Genomic DNA, 14119 nt, shown 5'->3' with positions numbered 1-14119 from the left:
CCTAGCCGAGGTCCGCCAGCGGGTGGGCCTCGGGCGGCCACGGGCTGGCGAAGAACGATTGCACCGTGGCGTCACTGACTTCCTTCGGCGAGGGCACGCGCCAGCGCGGCGCATTGTCCTTGTCCACGATCAGCGCGCGCACGCCTTCGATGAAATCGCCTTGCGTGAACGCGTGYGACACCACGCCCAGCTCCATGCGGAAGCAACTCGCCAGGTCCAGCCGCCTGCCGCGCAGCAGCAGCGCCTGCGTGACCGCCAGCATCAGCGGCGCACGCTTGCGCAGCACCTCCAGCGTAGCGGCCGCCCATTGCGCGTAGCGCGGGTCGGCTTCCGCCGCGAGGCTGGCGAACAGCTCGGACACGCTGGCGTCGGCGCGGAAATGCTTCAGCACGGCCGGCAGCATCGGCTGCAACGGGGCCTGCTCTGCCGCGGCATGGAGATGCGGCTGCAGTGCCGAGCGCAGTTTTCCGAGCACATCGCCGTCCCAGCGGATGGCGGCCAGCGTCTGCGCCAGGTTCTCCAGGCTGGCCGATGGCACGGACAGGTCGGCCAGTCCGCACAGCAGCGTATCGGCCGCGCCCAGCGTCACGCCCGTCAGCCCGACGTAGAGCGATAGCGCCACCGGCAGCTTGCCAAGGAAGAAGCTCGCTCCCACATCCGGCACCAGGCCGATGCCCGTCTCCGGCATGGCCACGCGCGAGCGCTCGGTGACCACGCGCAGCTGCGCGGCCTGCGCCAGGCCCATGCCGCCGCCCATGACGATGCCGTCCATCAGCGCCACCACGGGTTTGGGATAGCGGTGCAGGCGGAAGTCCAGTCGGTATTCGTCGACAAAGAACTCGCGGTGCAGCGGCGTGTCGGCGTGGAAGCTGTCGTACAGCGCGCGGATATCGCCGCCGGCGCAGAAAGCCTTGCCGCCGGCGCCGCGCAACAGCACCGCGACGATGTCGGGGCATCCGGCCCATGCCGAGAGCTGCGCGTCGAGCGCGCCGATCATCGGGTAGGACAGGGCATTGAGCTGGCGCGGGCGGTCCAGCGTGACCACGCCCACGCCGTTGATCGCTTCGAAGCGCACGCTGGGCGCGGCTGCAGTTGCTGCCGCGGCTTGCGCTGCGCTCGCCGGGTCTTGCTGGCCAGCCTCGTTCGGGTTCAGGCGCATGCGTGCTCCTATGCGTTGCGCCATTGCGGCGCGCGTTTCTGCAGGAAGGCGTTGACGCCCTCGCGCTGGTCCTCGCCGTCGAACAGGTCGACGAAGCGCTCGCGTTCCAGCGCCAGCGCGGGTCCGCGCGGCACGCCCTGGCGTGCCAGGTGCACCAGCTGCTTGCTGAATGCCGCCGCGCGCGGGCTGACGTTGCAGGCGCGCTCGGCCAGTTTCAGGGCGCTGTCGAGCGCTTGCCCGGCCGGCACCACTTCCTCCACCAGGCCGATGCGCAGGGCCGTGGCGGCATCGACACGCTCGTTGGCCAGGATCATGCGCTTGGCCCAGCCTTCACCCACCAGCCACGGCAGCGTCTGCGTGCCGCAGCCGCATGGGAGCAGACCCACGCCGGCCTCCGGCAGCGCCATCTGTGCCTGCTCCTCGGCGATGCGCACATCGCAGGCCAGCGCGCATTCCAGCCCGCCGCCCATCGCATAGCCATTGATGGCGGCAATCACCAGCGGGCGCGCGTTCTGCAGCGCTTCGAAGGCTTCGCCGAAGCGCCGGGCCATCTCGCGCGCATGGGCGCGGTCGCCTTCGGCGAAGCCGTTGAGGTCGGCGCCGGCGCTGAAGAACTTGCTGCCGTCGCCGGTGATGACGATGGCGCGCACGCGCGCATCGGCGTCCAGCGTGGCCACCAGCTGGCGCAACTGCTCCAGCCCTTCGGCATGGAAGGCATTGGCGGGCGGGCGCTTGAGCGTGATACGGGCGATATGCCCGTCGATGGCGTGCTCGATCATGCCGCCGGCTCCTGCGGTTGCGCCAGGTACTGGCGGATCACGCCGGAGAAGTCGAGCTGGCCGTCGCCGGCATGGCTCATGGCCTGGTAGATCTGCTGCGCCAGCGCGCCCAGGAAGAGCGGCTGGCGCACGCTGCGCGCGGCGTCGGCGGCCAGGCCGAGGTCCTTGAGCATGAGGTCCGCGCCGAAGCCGCCGCTATAGCCGCGCGAGGCCGGCGCGGTCTCGATCACGCCCGGATAGGGGTTGCAGGTGTCGGCGGCCCAGCAGCGCCCGGTGGAGGTGTTGACGATGCCCGCCAGCACGCCCGCCTCGATGCCCAGGCGCGCGCCGAGGGCCATCGCCTCCGACACCCCGATCATCGAGATGCCGAGGATCAGGTTGTTGCAGATCTTGGCGACCTGTCCGGTGCCGGTATCGCCACAGCTCACCACATTGCGGCCCATGCCGGCCAGCACCGGCTTGATGCGCTCGAAGAGCTCGGGCTGCGCGCCCACCATGAAGGTCAGCGTGCCGGCCTGCGCGCCGCCGGTGCCGCCGGAGACCGGCGCGTCCGCCATCGGGTTGCCGCGCTTGCCGGCTTCAACGGCCAGCGCGCGGATGGTGGCGGGGTCGATGGTGCTCGAATCCACCAGCGGCACGCCGGGCCGTACGCTGGCCAGCACGCCATCGGCATCGAGATAGGCCGCGCGCACGTGTGCCGCGGCGGGCAGCATGGTGATGACGAAGTCGGCTTCGGCGGCCGCCTCGCGCGCCGACCGGGCCACCGCGGCGCCGTCCGCCTGCAGCGAAGCCAGCGCGGCGGGGCTGAGGTCGAACACGGTCAGGCTGTGGCCTGCCTTGAGCAGGTTGCGGGCCATCGGCGCGCCCATGTTGCCGAGACCGATAAAGGCGATATGCATGTTTGCTCCTTGCCGTTGACGCTGCTCAGCGCAGGTTGATGGTGGTGTTCACGCCGTCGTTCACGGTGGCGTCGTCGAACCAGCGCGCCGTGACCGTCTTGGTCTGGGTGTAGAACTGCACCACCTGCTTGCCGTAGGGGCCGAGATCGCCGAGCTTGGAGCCGCGCGAGCCGGTGAAGCTGAAGTAGGGCACCGGCACCGGGATGGGGATATTGATGCCGACCTGGCCCACGTCGATCTCGCTCTGGAACTTGCGCGCCGCCGCGCCGCTCTGCGTGAACACGCCGGTGCCGTTGCCGAACGGGTTGCGGTTGACCAGGGCGATGGCCTCGTCGAGCGTGTCCACGCCGATCACCACCAGCACCGGGCCAAAGATTTCCTGGGTGTAGACGGACATCTCCGTGGTCACGTCGGCGAACACGGTCGGGCCGATGAAGTTGCCTTCCGGGTAGCCCGGCACCTGCACGCCGCGTCCGTCCAGCAGCAGGGCGGCGCCTTCGCGCACGCCGCTGTCGATCAGGGCGGTCACGCGCTGCTTTGCCGCCGCCGAGACCACGGGGCAGACATCGGTGCCGGGCTCGTGCCCGGCGCCCACCTTGAGCGTGGCAGCCTTGGCGACCAGTTCGGGCAGCCACTCGCGCGCCGCGCCGACCAGCACCGCGACCGAGGTCGCCATGCAGCGCTGGCCGGCCGCGCCGAAGGCGGCGCCCACCAGCGCATTGAGCGTGTGCTCGCGGTGCGCGTCGGGCAGCACCACGGCGTGGTTCTTGGCGCCCATCATCGACTGCACGCGTTTGCCGTGCGCGCCGGCCAGATCGTACACATGGGTGCCCACGGCGGTGGAGCCGACGAAGGAGATTGCCTTGATATCCGGGTGCGTGCACAGGGCATCCACCACCTCGCGCGCACCGTGCACCACGTTCAGCACGCCCGCCGGCACGCCGGCTTCCACCGCCAGCCTGACCAGTTCCATGGTGGACAGCGGGTCTTGCTCCGACGGCTTGAGCACGAAGGTGTTGCCGCACACGATGGCCATGGGGAACATCCACAGCGGGATCATGGCGGGGAAGTTGAACGGCGTGATGCCGGCGCACACGCCGATGGGTTGCTGCAGGGTGTAGGTATCCACCGTGGACGCCACGTTCTCGGCAAAGCCGCCTTGCTGCAGCGTGCCGATCGAGCAGGCGTGCTCCACCACTTCCAGGCCGCGGAAGATGTCGCCCTCGGCATCGGCCAGGGTCTTGCCCTGCTCGGCGGTGAGGATGGCGGCGATGCGCTTGCTGTGCTCGCGGATCAGGGCCTGGTACCTGAGCATGATGCGCAGGCGCGCGCCCAGCGGGGTGTGGCGCCAGGTGGCGAAGGCGTGCTGCGCGGCGCCCACCGCCGCGTTCACCTCGGCCGGCGTGGCCAGCGGCACGCGTGCCAGCACTTCCTGGGTGGCGGGGTTGACCACCGCGCGGAACTCGGTGGCGGCGGATTCCACCCACTCGCCGTTGATCAGCAGCTTGACGGTGGGAACGGCGGTGGTTGCGGTAGCGGGCTGGGCACTCATTGGGTGGTCTCCGTCGGTTCTAGGTTCGGGTGGTACAAGGCGGGAAAGGGGCAGGCATGCTGCTTAGAGGCTGCGCGCGATCAGCATGCGCTGGATCTCGCTGGTGCCTTCGTAGATCTGTGTGATGCGGGCGTCGCGGTAGTGGCGCTCGACCGGGTAGTCCTCCAGGTAGCCGTAGCCGCCATGGATCTGCAGTGCCTTGGAGCATACGCGCTCGGCCAGCTCGGAGGCATACAGCTTGGCCTGCGAGGCCTCGGACAGGCAGGGCAGGCCGGCGCTGCGCATATGCGCGGCGCGGTGCACCAGCAGGCGCGCGGCGTTCAGTTCGGTGGCCATGTCGGCCAGCATGTTGGCGATGGGCGGGTGCTCGCGCAGCGGGCGGCCGAACTGCACGCGTTCGGCGGCGTAGCGGCACGCCGCCTCGAAGGCCGAGCGCGCGATGCCCAGCGCCTGCGCGGCGATGCCGATGCGTCCGCCCTCCAGGTTGGACAGGGCGATGCGCAGGCCCTCGCCGGGCTCGCCCAGCAGCGCGTCGTGCGGCACGCGGCAGTCTTCCAGCGTGATGGCGCAGGTGTCGGAGGCGCGGATGCCGAGCTTGCGCTCCGGCGTGTGCACCACGAAGCCGGGCGTGTCGGTGGGCACCACGAAGGCCGACAGGCCGCGCTTGCCTTGTTCCGGTTCGGTGGCGGCGAACACGATGGCCACGCCGGCACGCTGGCCGTTGGTGACGAACTGCTTGCTGCCGTTGAGCACCCAGCCATCGTCCGTCGGCCGCGCGCGGGTACGCAGGTTGTGCGCCTCGGAGCCGGCCTGCGGCTCGGTCAGGCAGAATGCGCCGATGATCTCGCCCGCGGCCAGGCGGGGCAGGTAGCGGGCCTTCTGCGCCTCGCTGCCGTAGTGCAGGATGGGCCCGCACCCAACCGAGTTGTGCACGCTCATCAGCGTGGCGCAGGCTGCGCACCCGGCCGCGATCTCTTCGATGGCCAGCGCGTAGGCGACATAGTCGGTGTAGGTGCCGCCCCATTGCTCCGGCACGATCATGCCCAGCAGGCCGAGCGCGCCCATCTCGGCCACCACCTCGGGCGGCAGTTCGGCGGCGCGGTCCCACGCGGCCGCGCGCGGCGCCAGGCGCTCGCCGGCGAAGGCGCGGGCGGTATCGCGGATCATGGCTTGCTGTTCGGTCAGGTCGTGTGGCATGGCGGGTCGCGGTGGRGGTAGGTGGGGTTGCTGGCCGGGGCGCTGGTGCAACGTTCCGGCAAGGCCTGGCAGCAGTGTAGGAAGACGGCAGGGACGGTCCTATGCCAGAATCCGCCAGATTTGCTGAACTCGTTTGCCAGTTCCTTCGCCAGTCCCCGCCTGCCTGCCCATGGAAAAACACAGCGTCGCCATCTGTTTCGTCCACCACGCCATTGCCGGCCTGCGCGCGCGCGGCATTGCCCCGGAGCCGGTGCTGCAGGCCGCCGGCATCGCGCCGGCGCTGCTGGCGGTGCCGCAGGCGCGCGTCTCGGCCGCCAGCTACAGCGCCCTGTGGATGGAGGTGGCCGCCGCGCTCGACGACGAATTCTTCGGCCAGGATTCGCGCCGGATGAAATGCGGCAGCTTCGCCATGCTGTGCCACGCGGTGGCGGGCAGCAAGACGCTGGCGCAGGGGCTGGAACGGGTGGCGCGCTATTTCGGCCTGCTGCTCGACGATATCGGCGTGCGCCTGGTGCGCGAGGGCGCGGTGGCGGCCGGCAACGACCTCGGCAAGGCCATGGCCGGGCAAGCCGCCGCCGGGCACGAGCGCGCGGCGCTGGTACTGGCGGCTACCTCGCAGCGGCCGCCGGGCGTATTCGCCCAGGAGACCATGCTGATCATGCTGCATGGCCTGATGAGCTGGCTGCTGCGCCGGCGCGTGCCGGTGCTGCTGGCGGCGTTCAGCTATGCACAGCCGCCCTATGCCGCCGAATACCGGCTGATGTACTCGCGCCATCTGGCCTTCGACCAGCCCGCCACGGCGCTGGTGTTCGACGCGGCCTGGCTGGAACAGCCGGTGCACCAGGACGAGCGCAGCCTCAAGGCCTTCCTGCGCGACGCACCGCACAACGTGGTGGTCAAGTACAACGACCGCAGCAGCATCATGGCGCGCGTGCGGCGCCAGTTGCGGGCCCTGGCGCCGGAGCGGTGGCCCACCTTCGAGCAACTGGCCCAGGGGCTGCACATGTCGCCGTCGTCGCTGCGGCGCCGGCTGATGGAAGAGGGCGGGACCTACCAGCAGCTCAAGGACGAGCTGCGGCGCGACCTCGCCATCGAGGCGCTCAGCCATTCCAGCCGTCCGCTGGCGGAGATCGCCGCCGAGCTGGGGTTTGCCGAGCCCGGCGCCTTTCACCGCGCGTTCAGGCGCTGGACCGGCTCACGGCCCGGCGCCTACCGCGCCACCAGCGCTTGYGCCGCTGCCGACACTTCCGGCGCCGCCATGGCCGCGGCCAAGGCCTAGCGACTCGCCATGCCCACGGGTGCCGGCGCCTGGATGCCGGCAGCGTCCGGCAGCATGCGGTTGCGCCCGGACAACTTGGCCATGTAGAGCGCGGCGTCGGCGCGCGCCATGAGCTGCGCCAGGGTCTCGCCGGGCTGCCATGCGGCGTAGCCACCGCTGACGGTATAGCGCACGCTGTCCGGCGGGCGGCTTGCATTGCCTGTATTGCTTGCGTGGCCCACGTGGCTGGCTTCGGCCTGGGCGCGGATGCGCTCGGCGGCGTGGCGGGCGTCGTCCAGCGAGCATGCGGGCAGCAGCACCACGAACTCCTCGCCGCCCATGCGGCCGATGCGGTCTGGCGCGCGCAGGCTGGCCGCCGCCAGGCGGGCGAACTCAGCCAGTACCGCATCGCCGGTGGCATGGCCGAACGTGTCGTTGACCGCCTTGAAGTGGTCGATATCGACGATCAGCAGCACCGGCGCCCGGCCGCCGCGCGCGGCGCGCGCCAGCTCGCGCCCGGCCTCGTCCTCGAAGGCCTTGCGCGACAGCACGCCGGTCAGGAAGTCGGTATTGGCGATGGTTTCCAGCCGGCGCACCATGGCGTCGTGGACCATCAGCACCGCGCCCATGCTCAGGGCCGGGATGGCCAGCGCGCCCACCACCAGGAAGCCCGCGTTCAGCCCCGGCGAGGCCATGGTGGCGGGGTCGTCCATGACGGCCAGTGCGGACAGCACGCCGCGCAGCGTATGCGCCGCGGCAAAGAAGAAAGCGAAGCCGGCGGTGGTCAGGTGATGGCTGGTGGCGCGCCCGCGCGGGCGGTAGCGCACCAGCGCCACGCCGGTTGCGGCGCAGAACCACGCGTGGAAGGCCGAGACGATCACCACGCGCGTGTTGAAGTCCTGGAAGATGTAGCGCCAGGTCACGATGCCGCCCATCACGGCCAGCGTGCAGGCCACCAGGCGCCGCCATGGCGGCTCGCGCCCGCAGAAGCGCAGCGTGCCGGCGTAGAACAGCGCCAGCGCCCATGCCAGCGCGCCGTTTGCCACCACGACGGCCAGCACGTCCGTGATCCTGCCGCGCAGCGTAAACAGCGTCAGCGCGCCGATGGCCGTCAGGGCGCAGTACCACCACTGCGTCACGCCCGGCTGGCCGCTGCGGCGCAGCGACCAGACGATGCCCAGCATCATGACGCTGAGCAGCGTCGTGACTGCCAGCAGGGCGAACGGGTCGTTCATCGGCCGGTTTCCTCCGGGTGGGGGGCCGGCCCGGGGCGGGCAGGCGAAGCCCCGGAGAATACCGCAGGCCGGCGCCGCCCATTCACCTACGCAGGTGGGGTGTCGGGCACGCGCGGGCGCCGGGCGGCGCTAGAATGGCAGGCCCGGGCCTTTGATCGGCGGCGCGCATCAATGCCGCCTGGCATGCGCCGCTTGCGGCTGGCCTGCGCGCCGCTCGATGCCACCCCGATCCACCGGGATACACCCCGTACCACCCTGATACCACCCCGAAACCACCAAGACACGATGCAACAGATCAGATTCGACCTCGGCGACCTGCAGGCCATGGTGGCGGTGGTGGAGCAGGGCGGCTTCCGCGCCGCGGCGGAGGCGCTCAGCCTGTCGCAGCCAGCCCTTTCGCGCCGCATCGAGAAGCTCGAAGAGGCGCTCAACGTGAAGCTGTTCGAGCGCACCACGCGCCGGGTCACGCTGACGCTGGTGGGACGCGAGTTCGTCGGCAAGGCGCGCGCGGTGCTGGCGGAGGTGGAAGCGCAACTGCTCGGCATCGGCGATCCGGCGGCCGCGCGCAGCGGCGAGGTGACCATTGCCTGCGTGCCCTCGGCCGCGCATTACTTCCTGCCGGCGGTGATCGCGCGTTTTCATGCGCAGTTCGCCAATGTGCGCGTCAAGATGGTGGACGAAGGCGCCAATGTGGTCCTGCACAGCGTGGCCAGCGGCGAGGCGGACTTCGGCCTGAACTTCATCGGCACCCAGGAGGCCGACCTGCTGTTCGAGCCGCTGCTGCGCGATCCCTTCGTGCTGGCCTGCCACCCGGCGCATCCGCTGGCGCGCCGCCGCTCGGTGAAATGGGCCGAGCTGGGCAAGTACACGCTGGTGGCGCTATCCCGCTCGAGCGGCAACCGGCTCATGCTGGATCTGGCGCTGGCCGACGTCCCGGGGCGGCCGGCGGCGTTCTACGAGGTGCGCCACGTCAGCAGCGTGCTGGCGCTGGTGGAGGCCGGGCTGGGCATCGCCGCGGTGCCGCGCCTGGCGCTGCCGGGCGGCGAGCGCGCCGCGCTGGCCGCGGTCCCGCTGCGCGAGCCTGCCGTGACCCGCACGCTCGGCATCCTGCGCCGCCGCGGGCAGATGCTGTCGCCGCATGCGCAGGCGCTGTACGAGATGGTGCTGGAAGCCGTGCCCGGGCGGGGCAGAAAGCGGGGCGCGCATTGATGCAAGGAAGCGATCAATGCCAAGAAAGATTGCATTATCGCGGCCCGGCGGCCTTGCATAGAATGAGCGGCCCACCCGCCGAAACACCGATGCGAGACCTCCGCGGCGGCGGGTCTTTCCCTTCAATGCCCACCGAGAGCGCATATGTCTATCTCATCGGCCAGCCGGCCCGTCCGTCACTCCTTTCCCCAATCCCGCCAGCCGTGGCCTGCGCTGGCGCTGGCCGTGGCCGCCAGCCTGGTCCTGGCTGCCGGCAATGCGCTGGCCGACGAGGTCAAGGTCATGAATTCGGGCGGCTTCACCGCCGCCTACAAGGCGCTCGGCCCGAGCTTCGAGAAGGCCACCGGCCACACGCTGAGCACGGCCTGGGGCCCCTCGATGGGCAAGTCGCCCGAGGCGATTCCCAACCGCCTGGCGCGCGGCGAGCATGCCGACGTGGTGATCATGGTGGGCTATGCCCTAGATGACCTCGTCAAGCAGGGCAAGGTGATACCGGACAGCCGCACCGACCTGGCTGATTCGCGCATCGGGCTGGCGGTGCGGGCCGGGGCGGCCAGGCCGGATATCGGCACCGTGGACGCCTTCCGCGACACCTTGCTCAAGGYCGGCTCGATTGCCTATTCGGACAGCGCGAGCGGGGTGTACGTCGAGAAAGAGATGTTCAGGAAGCTCGGCATCGAGGAGCAGGTCAAGGGCCGCGCCCATATGATCGAGAAGATCCCCGTGGGCAGCGTGGTCGCCAGCGGCGACTACCAGGTCGGCCTGCAGCAGGTGAGCGAACTGCTGCCGGTGCAGGGCATCACCTTCGTTGGCAAGATTCCGGAGTCGATGCAGAAGATCACCACCWTTGCCGCCGGCGTGCCCGTCGGCGCCGAGCATCCGGATGCGGGCCGGGCCCTGATCCGCTACCTGGCCTCCCCGGCCGCGCGCGCGGAAGTGGAGCGCAGCGGCCTTGACCCGATCGTCAGCCCGAAGGCGGTGCGCTAAGACAGCGCGATTAGACAGCGCGGTCAGGCAGCTTGTTCAGGCGGCGGCCGGCGGCCTTCTGCCCTTTTGCCCTTCTGCCCGCCTAGGCTGCCTCGGCCTGGATCACCGCCTCGGGCCAGGCAGACAGCTCCAGTTCCCCGACCAGCCTCGCGGCCAGCGCCGCGGCCTGGTTGCGCACGTCGATGATGGTGCCGGACTCCCAGAGCGCGCCGCGCAAGGGCGCGCCCAGGGCGCTGAGGCCCGGCACCGCGCGGCCGCCGCGGTCGAACACGATGCCGCGCGCGTCGCCGTCCACGCCGGATCCCGCCGCGGCCGGGCGCACCAGGCCGCGCGCCAGCAGGCTGCGCACCAGCGGCCGCTCGTTGCCGGCATGCCAGCCATATTCCGCGCCGGTGCAGTTGACGAGCCCGTCCACCGTGGGCACCGCGGGCAGCTCGCGCGACAGGCGCAGCGCCAGCCGGCCATCGCCCGAGCGATCCAGGCGCGTGACCCGCGCGGCATGGACGCGCAGCCGGCCTTGCGCGCGGACTGCCGCTAGCACCGCATGCGTGGGCGGCGCCGCCCGGTGCAGCAGGTTGTCCCAGAACGGCCGGGCATGACGCAGGAAGCGCTGGCGCTCCGGCACGCTGGCGGCTGCCCACAGCGGGCCGATATGGGCGCGCAGCGCGGGCGGCACGCTCTGCCAGTCCAGCCCCTGCGCGGTCAGCGCACGGCACTGGGCGCGCACCCGGCGGACCACGTCGCGCGCGGTGGGGGCGGCCAGCGCCGCCGGCCCGGCGGCGGCAAGGAAGTCGTCGCACGGTCCCGCCCCGTGGCGCAGCCAGGGCAACAGCGCGCGCCGCGAGAAGGCATGGTAGGTGCCGCTGAAGCCGAGCCGCTCCAGTGTCGCCACCACGTCGAGCATGGTCAGGCTGGTGCCGGCCAGCGCAATGTCGCGCGCGCCGGCCAGCGCGGCCAGCGCATCCGGCTGCCAGGGATCGGGCACATAGCGGCCGTCGGCTTCGAGCGCCGGGTCCTGCGCCAGCGCGGGCCGTGCCGGCTGCACGCCGGTGGCCAGCACGATATGGTCGGCGTCCCAGCCGCGGCCGTCGGCGCCGCGCACACGGTGCGGCACGCCGATGGTCAGGTCGGTGATCTCCGTGCGCACATGCTCCAGCGTGGCACGCCCGGCGGCGGCGGACAGCGCGCGCGCCAGCGTGTCGCGCAGGTAGTCGCCATAGACGCTGCGCGGGGCGAAGGTGTCGTCGGCCGTGGCGGCATGGGCGTGGCCGTGCCCGACCAGCCAGTGCGAGAAATCCTCCAGCGTTTCCGGGAACAGGCTGAAGTTCAGCGCGGGCCCGTTCAGGTAGTGCGCCGGGTCCGGTGTGCTGTAGGCCAGCCCGCGGCCTACCTCGGCGCGCGGCTCGAACAGGTGGATGGCCAGTGGCACGCTGCTGTCGCGCAGCAGGCGGATGGCGGTCAGGGTGCCGGCCATGCCGCCGCCGACGATGGCGATGCGGCGCGGGCTGTAGCGGGGTCGGGTCATGGCAGTCTCAGGTTGCGGCGGGGGCGCCGGTGGCCGCGCGCAGGGCCTGCGCGCCCGCGCCCGCCAGGATGGCGTCGTTCTGCGGGGTATGGATGCGGCTGCACAGCACGTTGCGGTAATGGCGCTCGAGCGGGTTGCCGCGCGACAAGGCCGGGTTGCCGGCCAGCCTGAGCGCCAGCTCCACGGCGGCGATGGCGTTGTCGGTGACGTTGAGCTTGAGCAGGTTGCTGTCGGTGACGCTGGCCGGCGCGCCCGCATCCGCGTCGGCGCTGAAGCGGTCCAGCAGCACGYGGTTGGCCAGCAGCCAGGCGTCGATGCGGCCCACCGCTTCCTGGAAGCGCGGCAGCGTGGCGAGCGGCGCGCCCAGGCTGCCGGGCGCGCGCAGGTTGAGCCAGCCGGCAAACCAGTCGCGCGCCGAACGCGCCACGGCATCGTACAAGGTGCCGAGCAGGGTGGCGGTCCACGTGGCCCAGGCCGGGTCGACGCGCTCGGCCCAGGCGGCCGGCTGGCGCAGGTCCACGGCGTATTCGGCCGGCAGCGGGGCGTTGTCGAAGATCACGTCGTGGCTGCCGGTGGCGCGCATGCCGAGGTGGTCCCAGGTCGGCACCACGGTAATGCCCGGCGCGTCGCGCGGCACCAGGAACACCCCGGTGCGCGGACTGGCCTCGTCGGTGCGGCCCCACACGGCCAGCCAGTCCAGCGCGGGGATGCCGGTGGCGTAGATCTTGTGGCCGGACAGGATCCAGCCGTCGCCATGGCGGCGCGCCACCGTGCCGGGCAGGCCGCCGCGCGCGGGCGAGCCAAGCTCCGGCTCCACGCGCAGCGAATTGATCAGCGCGCCATGCGCCACCGCGCTGCGCTGCACGGCCTCGCGCACCGCCTGCGGCCACTGCGTGTCGTTGGCGAGGTTGCGGTGGCCCAGCGTCTGCATGACCAGCACCAGTGCCGTCGACGGGTCGCCCGCGGCAACGTGGTGGATCACGCGGCGTGCCTCCGCCAGCCCCGCGCCGGCGCCGCCGAGCGCGCGCGGCACGGTGAGCGAGAGCAGGCCGAGCCGATGCAGTTCGGCGATGTTCTCGTGGGCGAAGCTGGCGTCGCGGTCATGGGTGGCGGCGCGCGCGGCGAAGCGCTCGGACAGCGCGCGCAGGATGTCGTCAGGGGGCAGGGCGCGTGGTGCCGGGCCGGGTGCCGCATCGGGTTCGAGGGAGGCGGGGGCGAAGCCGCTCTGGCGATGCCAGTCCGCTATGCGCTGGCGGTTGCTCGTGCCGCCCGGTGACAAACTCATTCTTGCTCCTGTGTCGCGATGTTCTGCTGCTTGTGTGTTCGAAGTGTGCGGCGCACCGGTGCGCCCTCAGTGGCAGATCAGGCCGCTCTCCACCAGCATGGTGTTGAAAGCCGCCTCGCCGGCGGCGGCGTCGCGCCACCGGGCGAGCTGGCCGTCACGCTGCCGGCTCGCCAGCCACTGCTCGAGGTAGCGCACGGATTGCGAATCGGCGCGGGGCAGGGTCAGCAGCGGGCCTTCGCCGTGCAGCAGCAGCGGCGCTGCCGCGAAGAAACGCCATTCGGGCAGGCGCATGACGCGCGCGGCCAGCGCGGCGTCGGCCGCCACCGCCGCGCACTCGCCGCGGCGGAAAGCCAGCAGCGCCTGCAGCGCGGACGGATAGCGGCGCAATTCGGCACCGGCGCGGGCCAGCGCGGGCGCATAAGGGCTGTCCTGGCTCGCGCATGCGGTCTTGCCGGCCAGCAGGCCGAGCCGGTCCACCGGTGTGAAGCGCAGCGTCAGCAGGGTGCCTGGGGGAATGGCGGGCGCATGCACGGTGGCCGCGCGCGGCCGCGCGGCACCGGCGTTGCCGAAGACGAGGTCGGTGCCGGCGCCGGGTGGCCCGGCATCGCCGCCGGGCGCCGGGGCGGGGAGGTGGCGCAGCCTGACCGGCACGCCCAGCGCACGGCCGAGCTCAGCCGCCAGCGCAGCCTCGGCGGGATCGGGCACCGGCACCAGCGGCCGCCCGGGCGGCGTGGCGCGCGCATAGGCGTGCACGCCGACCACCAGCTCGCCGCGGGCCTGCGCTTGTTGCAGCAGCGGGCCGGGAACAGGCTGTTGCTGCCACGGCAAGCCTGGCAGGAGCCAGCCCAGCAAGGCGGCGCCGGCCAGGGCACGCAGGGTGATGCCGGCGATCCGCCGCGCCGCGCGTGCCAGGCGCGGCGGCGTTGCGGCACGTCCGGGCAGCACGTCGGCGCCAAGCCACCAGGCGCCGTGCAGGTGCCAGAGTTCATCCGGCATGGCGATCCCGCGGTGCGGGGCGTGGGCCCTGCATGCGC

12 protein-coding genes are annotated in these 14119 nt (G+C 71.8%); 3 read left to right on the top strand and 9 right to left on the bottom strand.

Translation table 11 applies throughout. The features are described from left to right. Position 1: 1 nt before the first annotated feature. The 5 genes from AC1DK4_RS29365 to AC1DK4_RS29345 form a co-directional block, all read right to left on the bottom strand. Positions 2–1159 (bottom strand): enoyl-CoA hydratase/isomerase family protein, encoded by a 1158-nt coding sequence (locus AC1DK4_RS29365; protein ID WP_441617063.1) that lies wholly within the window; start codon positions 1157–1159, stop codon positions 2–4. Positions 1160–1167: 8 nt separating this feature from the next. After that, positions 1168–1938, bottom strand: coding sequence for an enoyl-CoA hydratase (locus AC1DK4_RS29360; protein ID WP_441617061.1), 771 nt, complete (start codon positions 1936–1938; stop codon positions 1168–1170). Beyond that, positions 1935–2837, bottom strand: coding sequence for a 3-hydroxyisobutyrate dehydrogenase (gene mmsB, locus AC1DK4_RS29355; protein ID WP_441617059.1), 903 nt, complete (start codon positions 2835–2837; stop codon positions 1935–1937). Before mmsB ends, AC1DK4_RS29360 begins: the two co-directional genes overlap by 4 nt. 25 nt (positions 2838–2862) lie before the next feature. Beyond that, positions 2863–4389: a CoA-acylating methylmalonate-semialdehyde dehydrogenase gene (locus AC1DK4_RS29350; protein ID WP_441617057.1), complete on the bottom strand. Its 1527-nt coding sequence runs from the start codon at positions 4387–4389 to the stop codon at positions 2863–2865. 63 nt (positions 4390–4452) lie between these two features. Continuing rightward, positions 4453–5586, bottom strand: coding sequence for an acyl-CoA dehydrogenase family protein (locus AC1DK4_RS29345; protein WP_441617055.1), 1134 nt, complete (start codon positions 5584–5586; stop codon positions 4453–4455). Between the two features lie 169 nt (positions 5587–5755). On the opposite strand from AC1DK4_RS29345, the gene AC1DK4_RS29340 reads away from it, so the two are divergent. Continuing rightward, a complete protein-coding gene (locus tag AC1DK4_RS29340) occupies positions 5756–6865 on the top strand; it encodes an AraC family transcriptional regulator (protein WP_441617053.1) in 1110 nt (369 codons plus the stop codon). Here AC1DK4_RS29340 and AC1DK4_RS29335 read toward each other — a convergent pair. After that, positions 6862–8079, bottom strand: coding sequence for a GGDEF domain-containing protein (locus tag AC1DK4_RS29335; RefSeq protein ID WP_441617051.1), 1218 nt, complete (start codon positions 8077–8079; stop codon positions 6862–6864). The genes AC1DK4_RS29340 and AC1DK4_RS29335 overlap by 4 nt on opposite strands. 285 nt (positions 8080–8364) lie before the next feature. Between AC1DK4_RS29335 and AC1DK4_RS29330 the strand changes: the two genes are divergently transcribed. Both AC1DK4_RS29330 and AC1DK4_RS29325 read left to right on the top strand, forming a co-directional pair. After that, on the top strand, positions 8365–9288 hold the full coding sequence (locus AC1DK4_RS29330) for a LysR family transcriptional regulator (RefSeq protein WP_441617049.1): 924 nt from the start codon (positions 8365–8367) through the stop codon (positions 9286–9288). Positions 9289–9432: 144 nt separating this feature from the next. Beyond that, on the top strand, positions 9433–10275 hold the full coding sequence (locus AC1DK4_RS29325; protein ID WP_477131938.1) for a substrate-binding domain-containing protein: 843 nt from the start codon (positions 9433–9435) through the stop codon (positions 10273–10275). A gap of 82 nt (positions 10276–10357) precedes the next feature. On the opposite strand, the gene AC1DK4_RS29320 is transcribed toward AC1DK4_RS29325, so the two are convergent. The 3 genes from AC1DK4_RS29320 to AC1DK4_RS29310 all read right to left on the bottom strand — a co-directional run bounded on the left by AC1DK4_RS29320 (position 10358) and on the right by AC1DK4_RS29310 (position 14081). After that, positions 10358–11800, bottom strand: a complete 1443-nt coding sequence (locus AC1DK4_RS29320) for an FAD/NAD(P)-binding protein (protein WP_441617045.1) — start codon at positions 11798–11800, stop codon at positions 10358–10360. 7 nt (positions 11801–11807) lie between these two features. Continuing rightward, the gene (locus AC1DK4_RS29315) at positions 11808–13085 is read right to left on the bottom strand and encodes an acyl-CoA dehydrogenase family protein (RefSeq protein ID WP_477131937.1); all 1278 of its coding nucleotides are present in this window, start codon (positions 13083–13085) and stop codon (positions 11808–11810) included. 66 nt (positions 13086–13151) lie between these two features. After that, on the bottom strand, positions 13152–14081 hold the full coding sequence (locus tag AC1DK4_RS29310; protein WP_441617041.1) for a type 2 periplasmic-binding domain-containing protein: 930 nt from the start codon (positions 14079–14081) through the stop codon (positions 13152–13154). Between the last annotated feature and the right edge of the window lie 38 nt (positions 14082–14119).

The organism is Cupriavidus sp. 05N38, assembly GCF_056397345.1.
Note: the sequence above shows the minus strand (reverse complement) of the source record. Positions and strands in the feature narration are given on the sequence as shown.

What these genes read in the sequence shown, in the direction of transcription:
- AC1DK4_RS29360 (WP_441617061.1), bottom strand. Translation starts at nt 1,938, where the DNA reads ATGATCGAGCACGCCATCGACGGGCATATCGCCCGTATCACGCTCAAG.
- mmsB (WP_441617059.1), bottom strand. Translation starts at nt 2,837, where the DNA reads ATGCATATCGCCTTTATCGGTCTCGGCAACATGGGCGCGCCGATGGCC.
- AC1DK4_RS29350 (WP_441617057.1), bottom strand. Translation starts at nt 4,389, where the DNA reads ATGAGTGCCCAGCCCGCTACCGCAACCACCGCCGTTCCCACCGTCAAG.
- AC1DK4_RS29345 (WP_441617055.1), bottom strand. Translation starts at nt 5,586, where the DNA reads ATGCCACACGACCTGACCGAACAGCAAGCCATGATCCGCGATACCGCC.
- AC1DK4_RS29335 (WP_441617051.1), bottom strand. Translation starts at nt 8,079, where the DNA reads ATGAACGACCCGTTCGCCCTGCTGGCAGTCACGACGCTGCTCAGCGTC.
- AC1DK4_RS29330 (WP_441617049.1), top strand. Translation starts at nt 8,365, where the DNA reads ATGCAACAGATCAGATTCGACCTCGGCGACCTGCAGGCCATGGTGGCG.
- AC1DK4_RS29320 (WP_441617045.1), bottom strand. Translation starts at nt 11,800, where the DNA reads ATGACCCGACCCCGCTACAGCCCGCGCCGCATCGCCATCGTCGGCGGC.
- AC1DK4_RS29310 (WP_441617041.1), bottom strand. Translation starts at nt 14,081, where the DNA reads ATGCCGGATGAACTCTGGCACCTGCACGGCGCCTGGTGGCTTGGCGCC.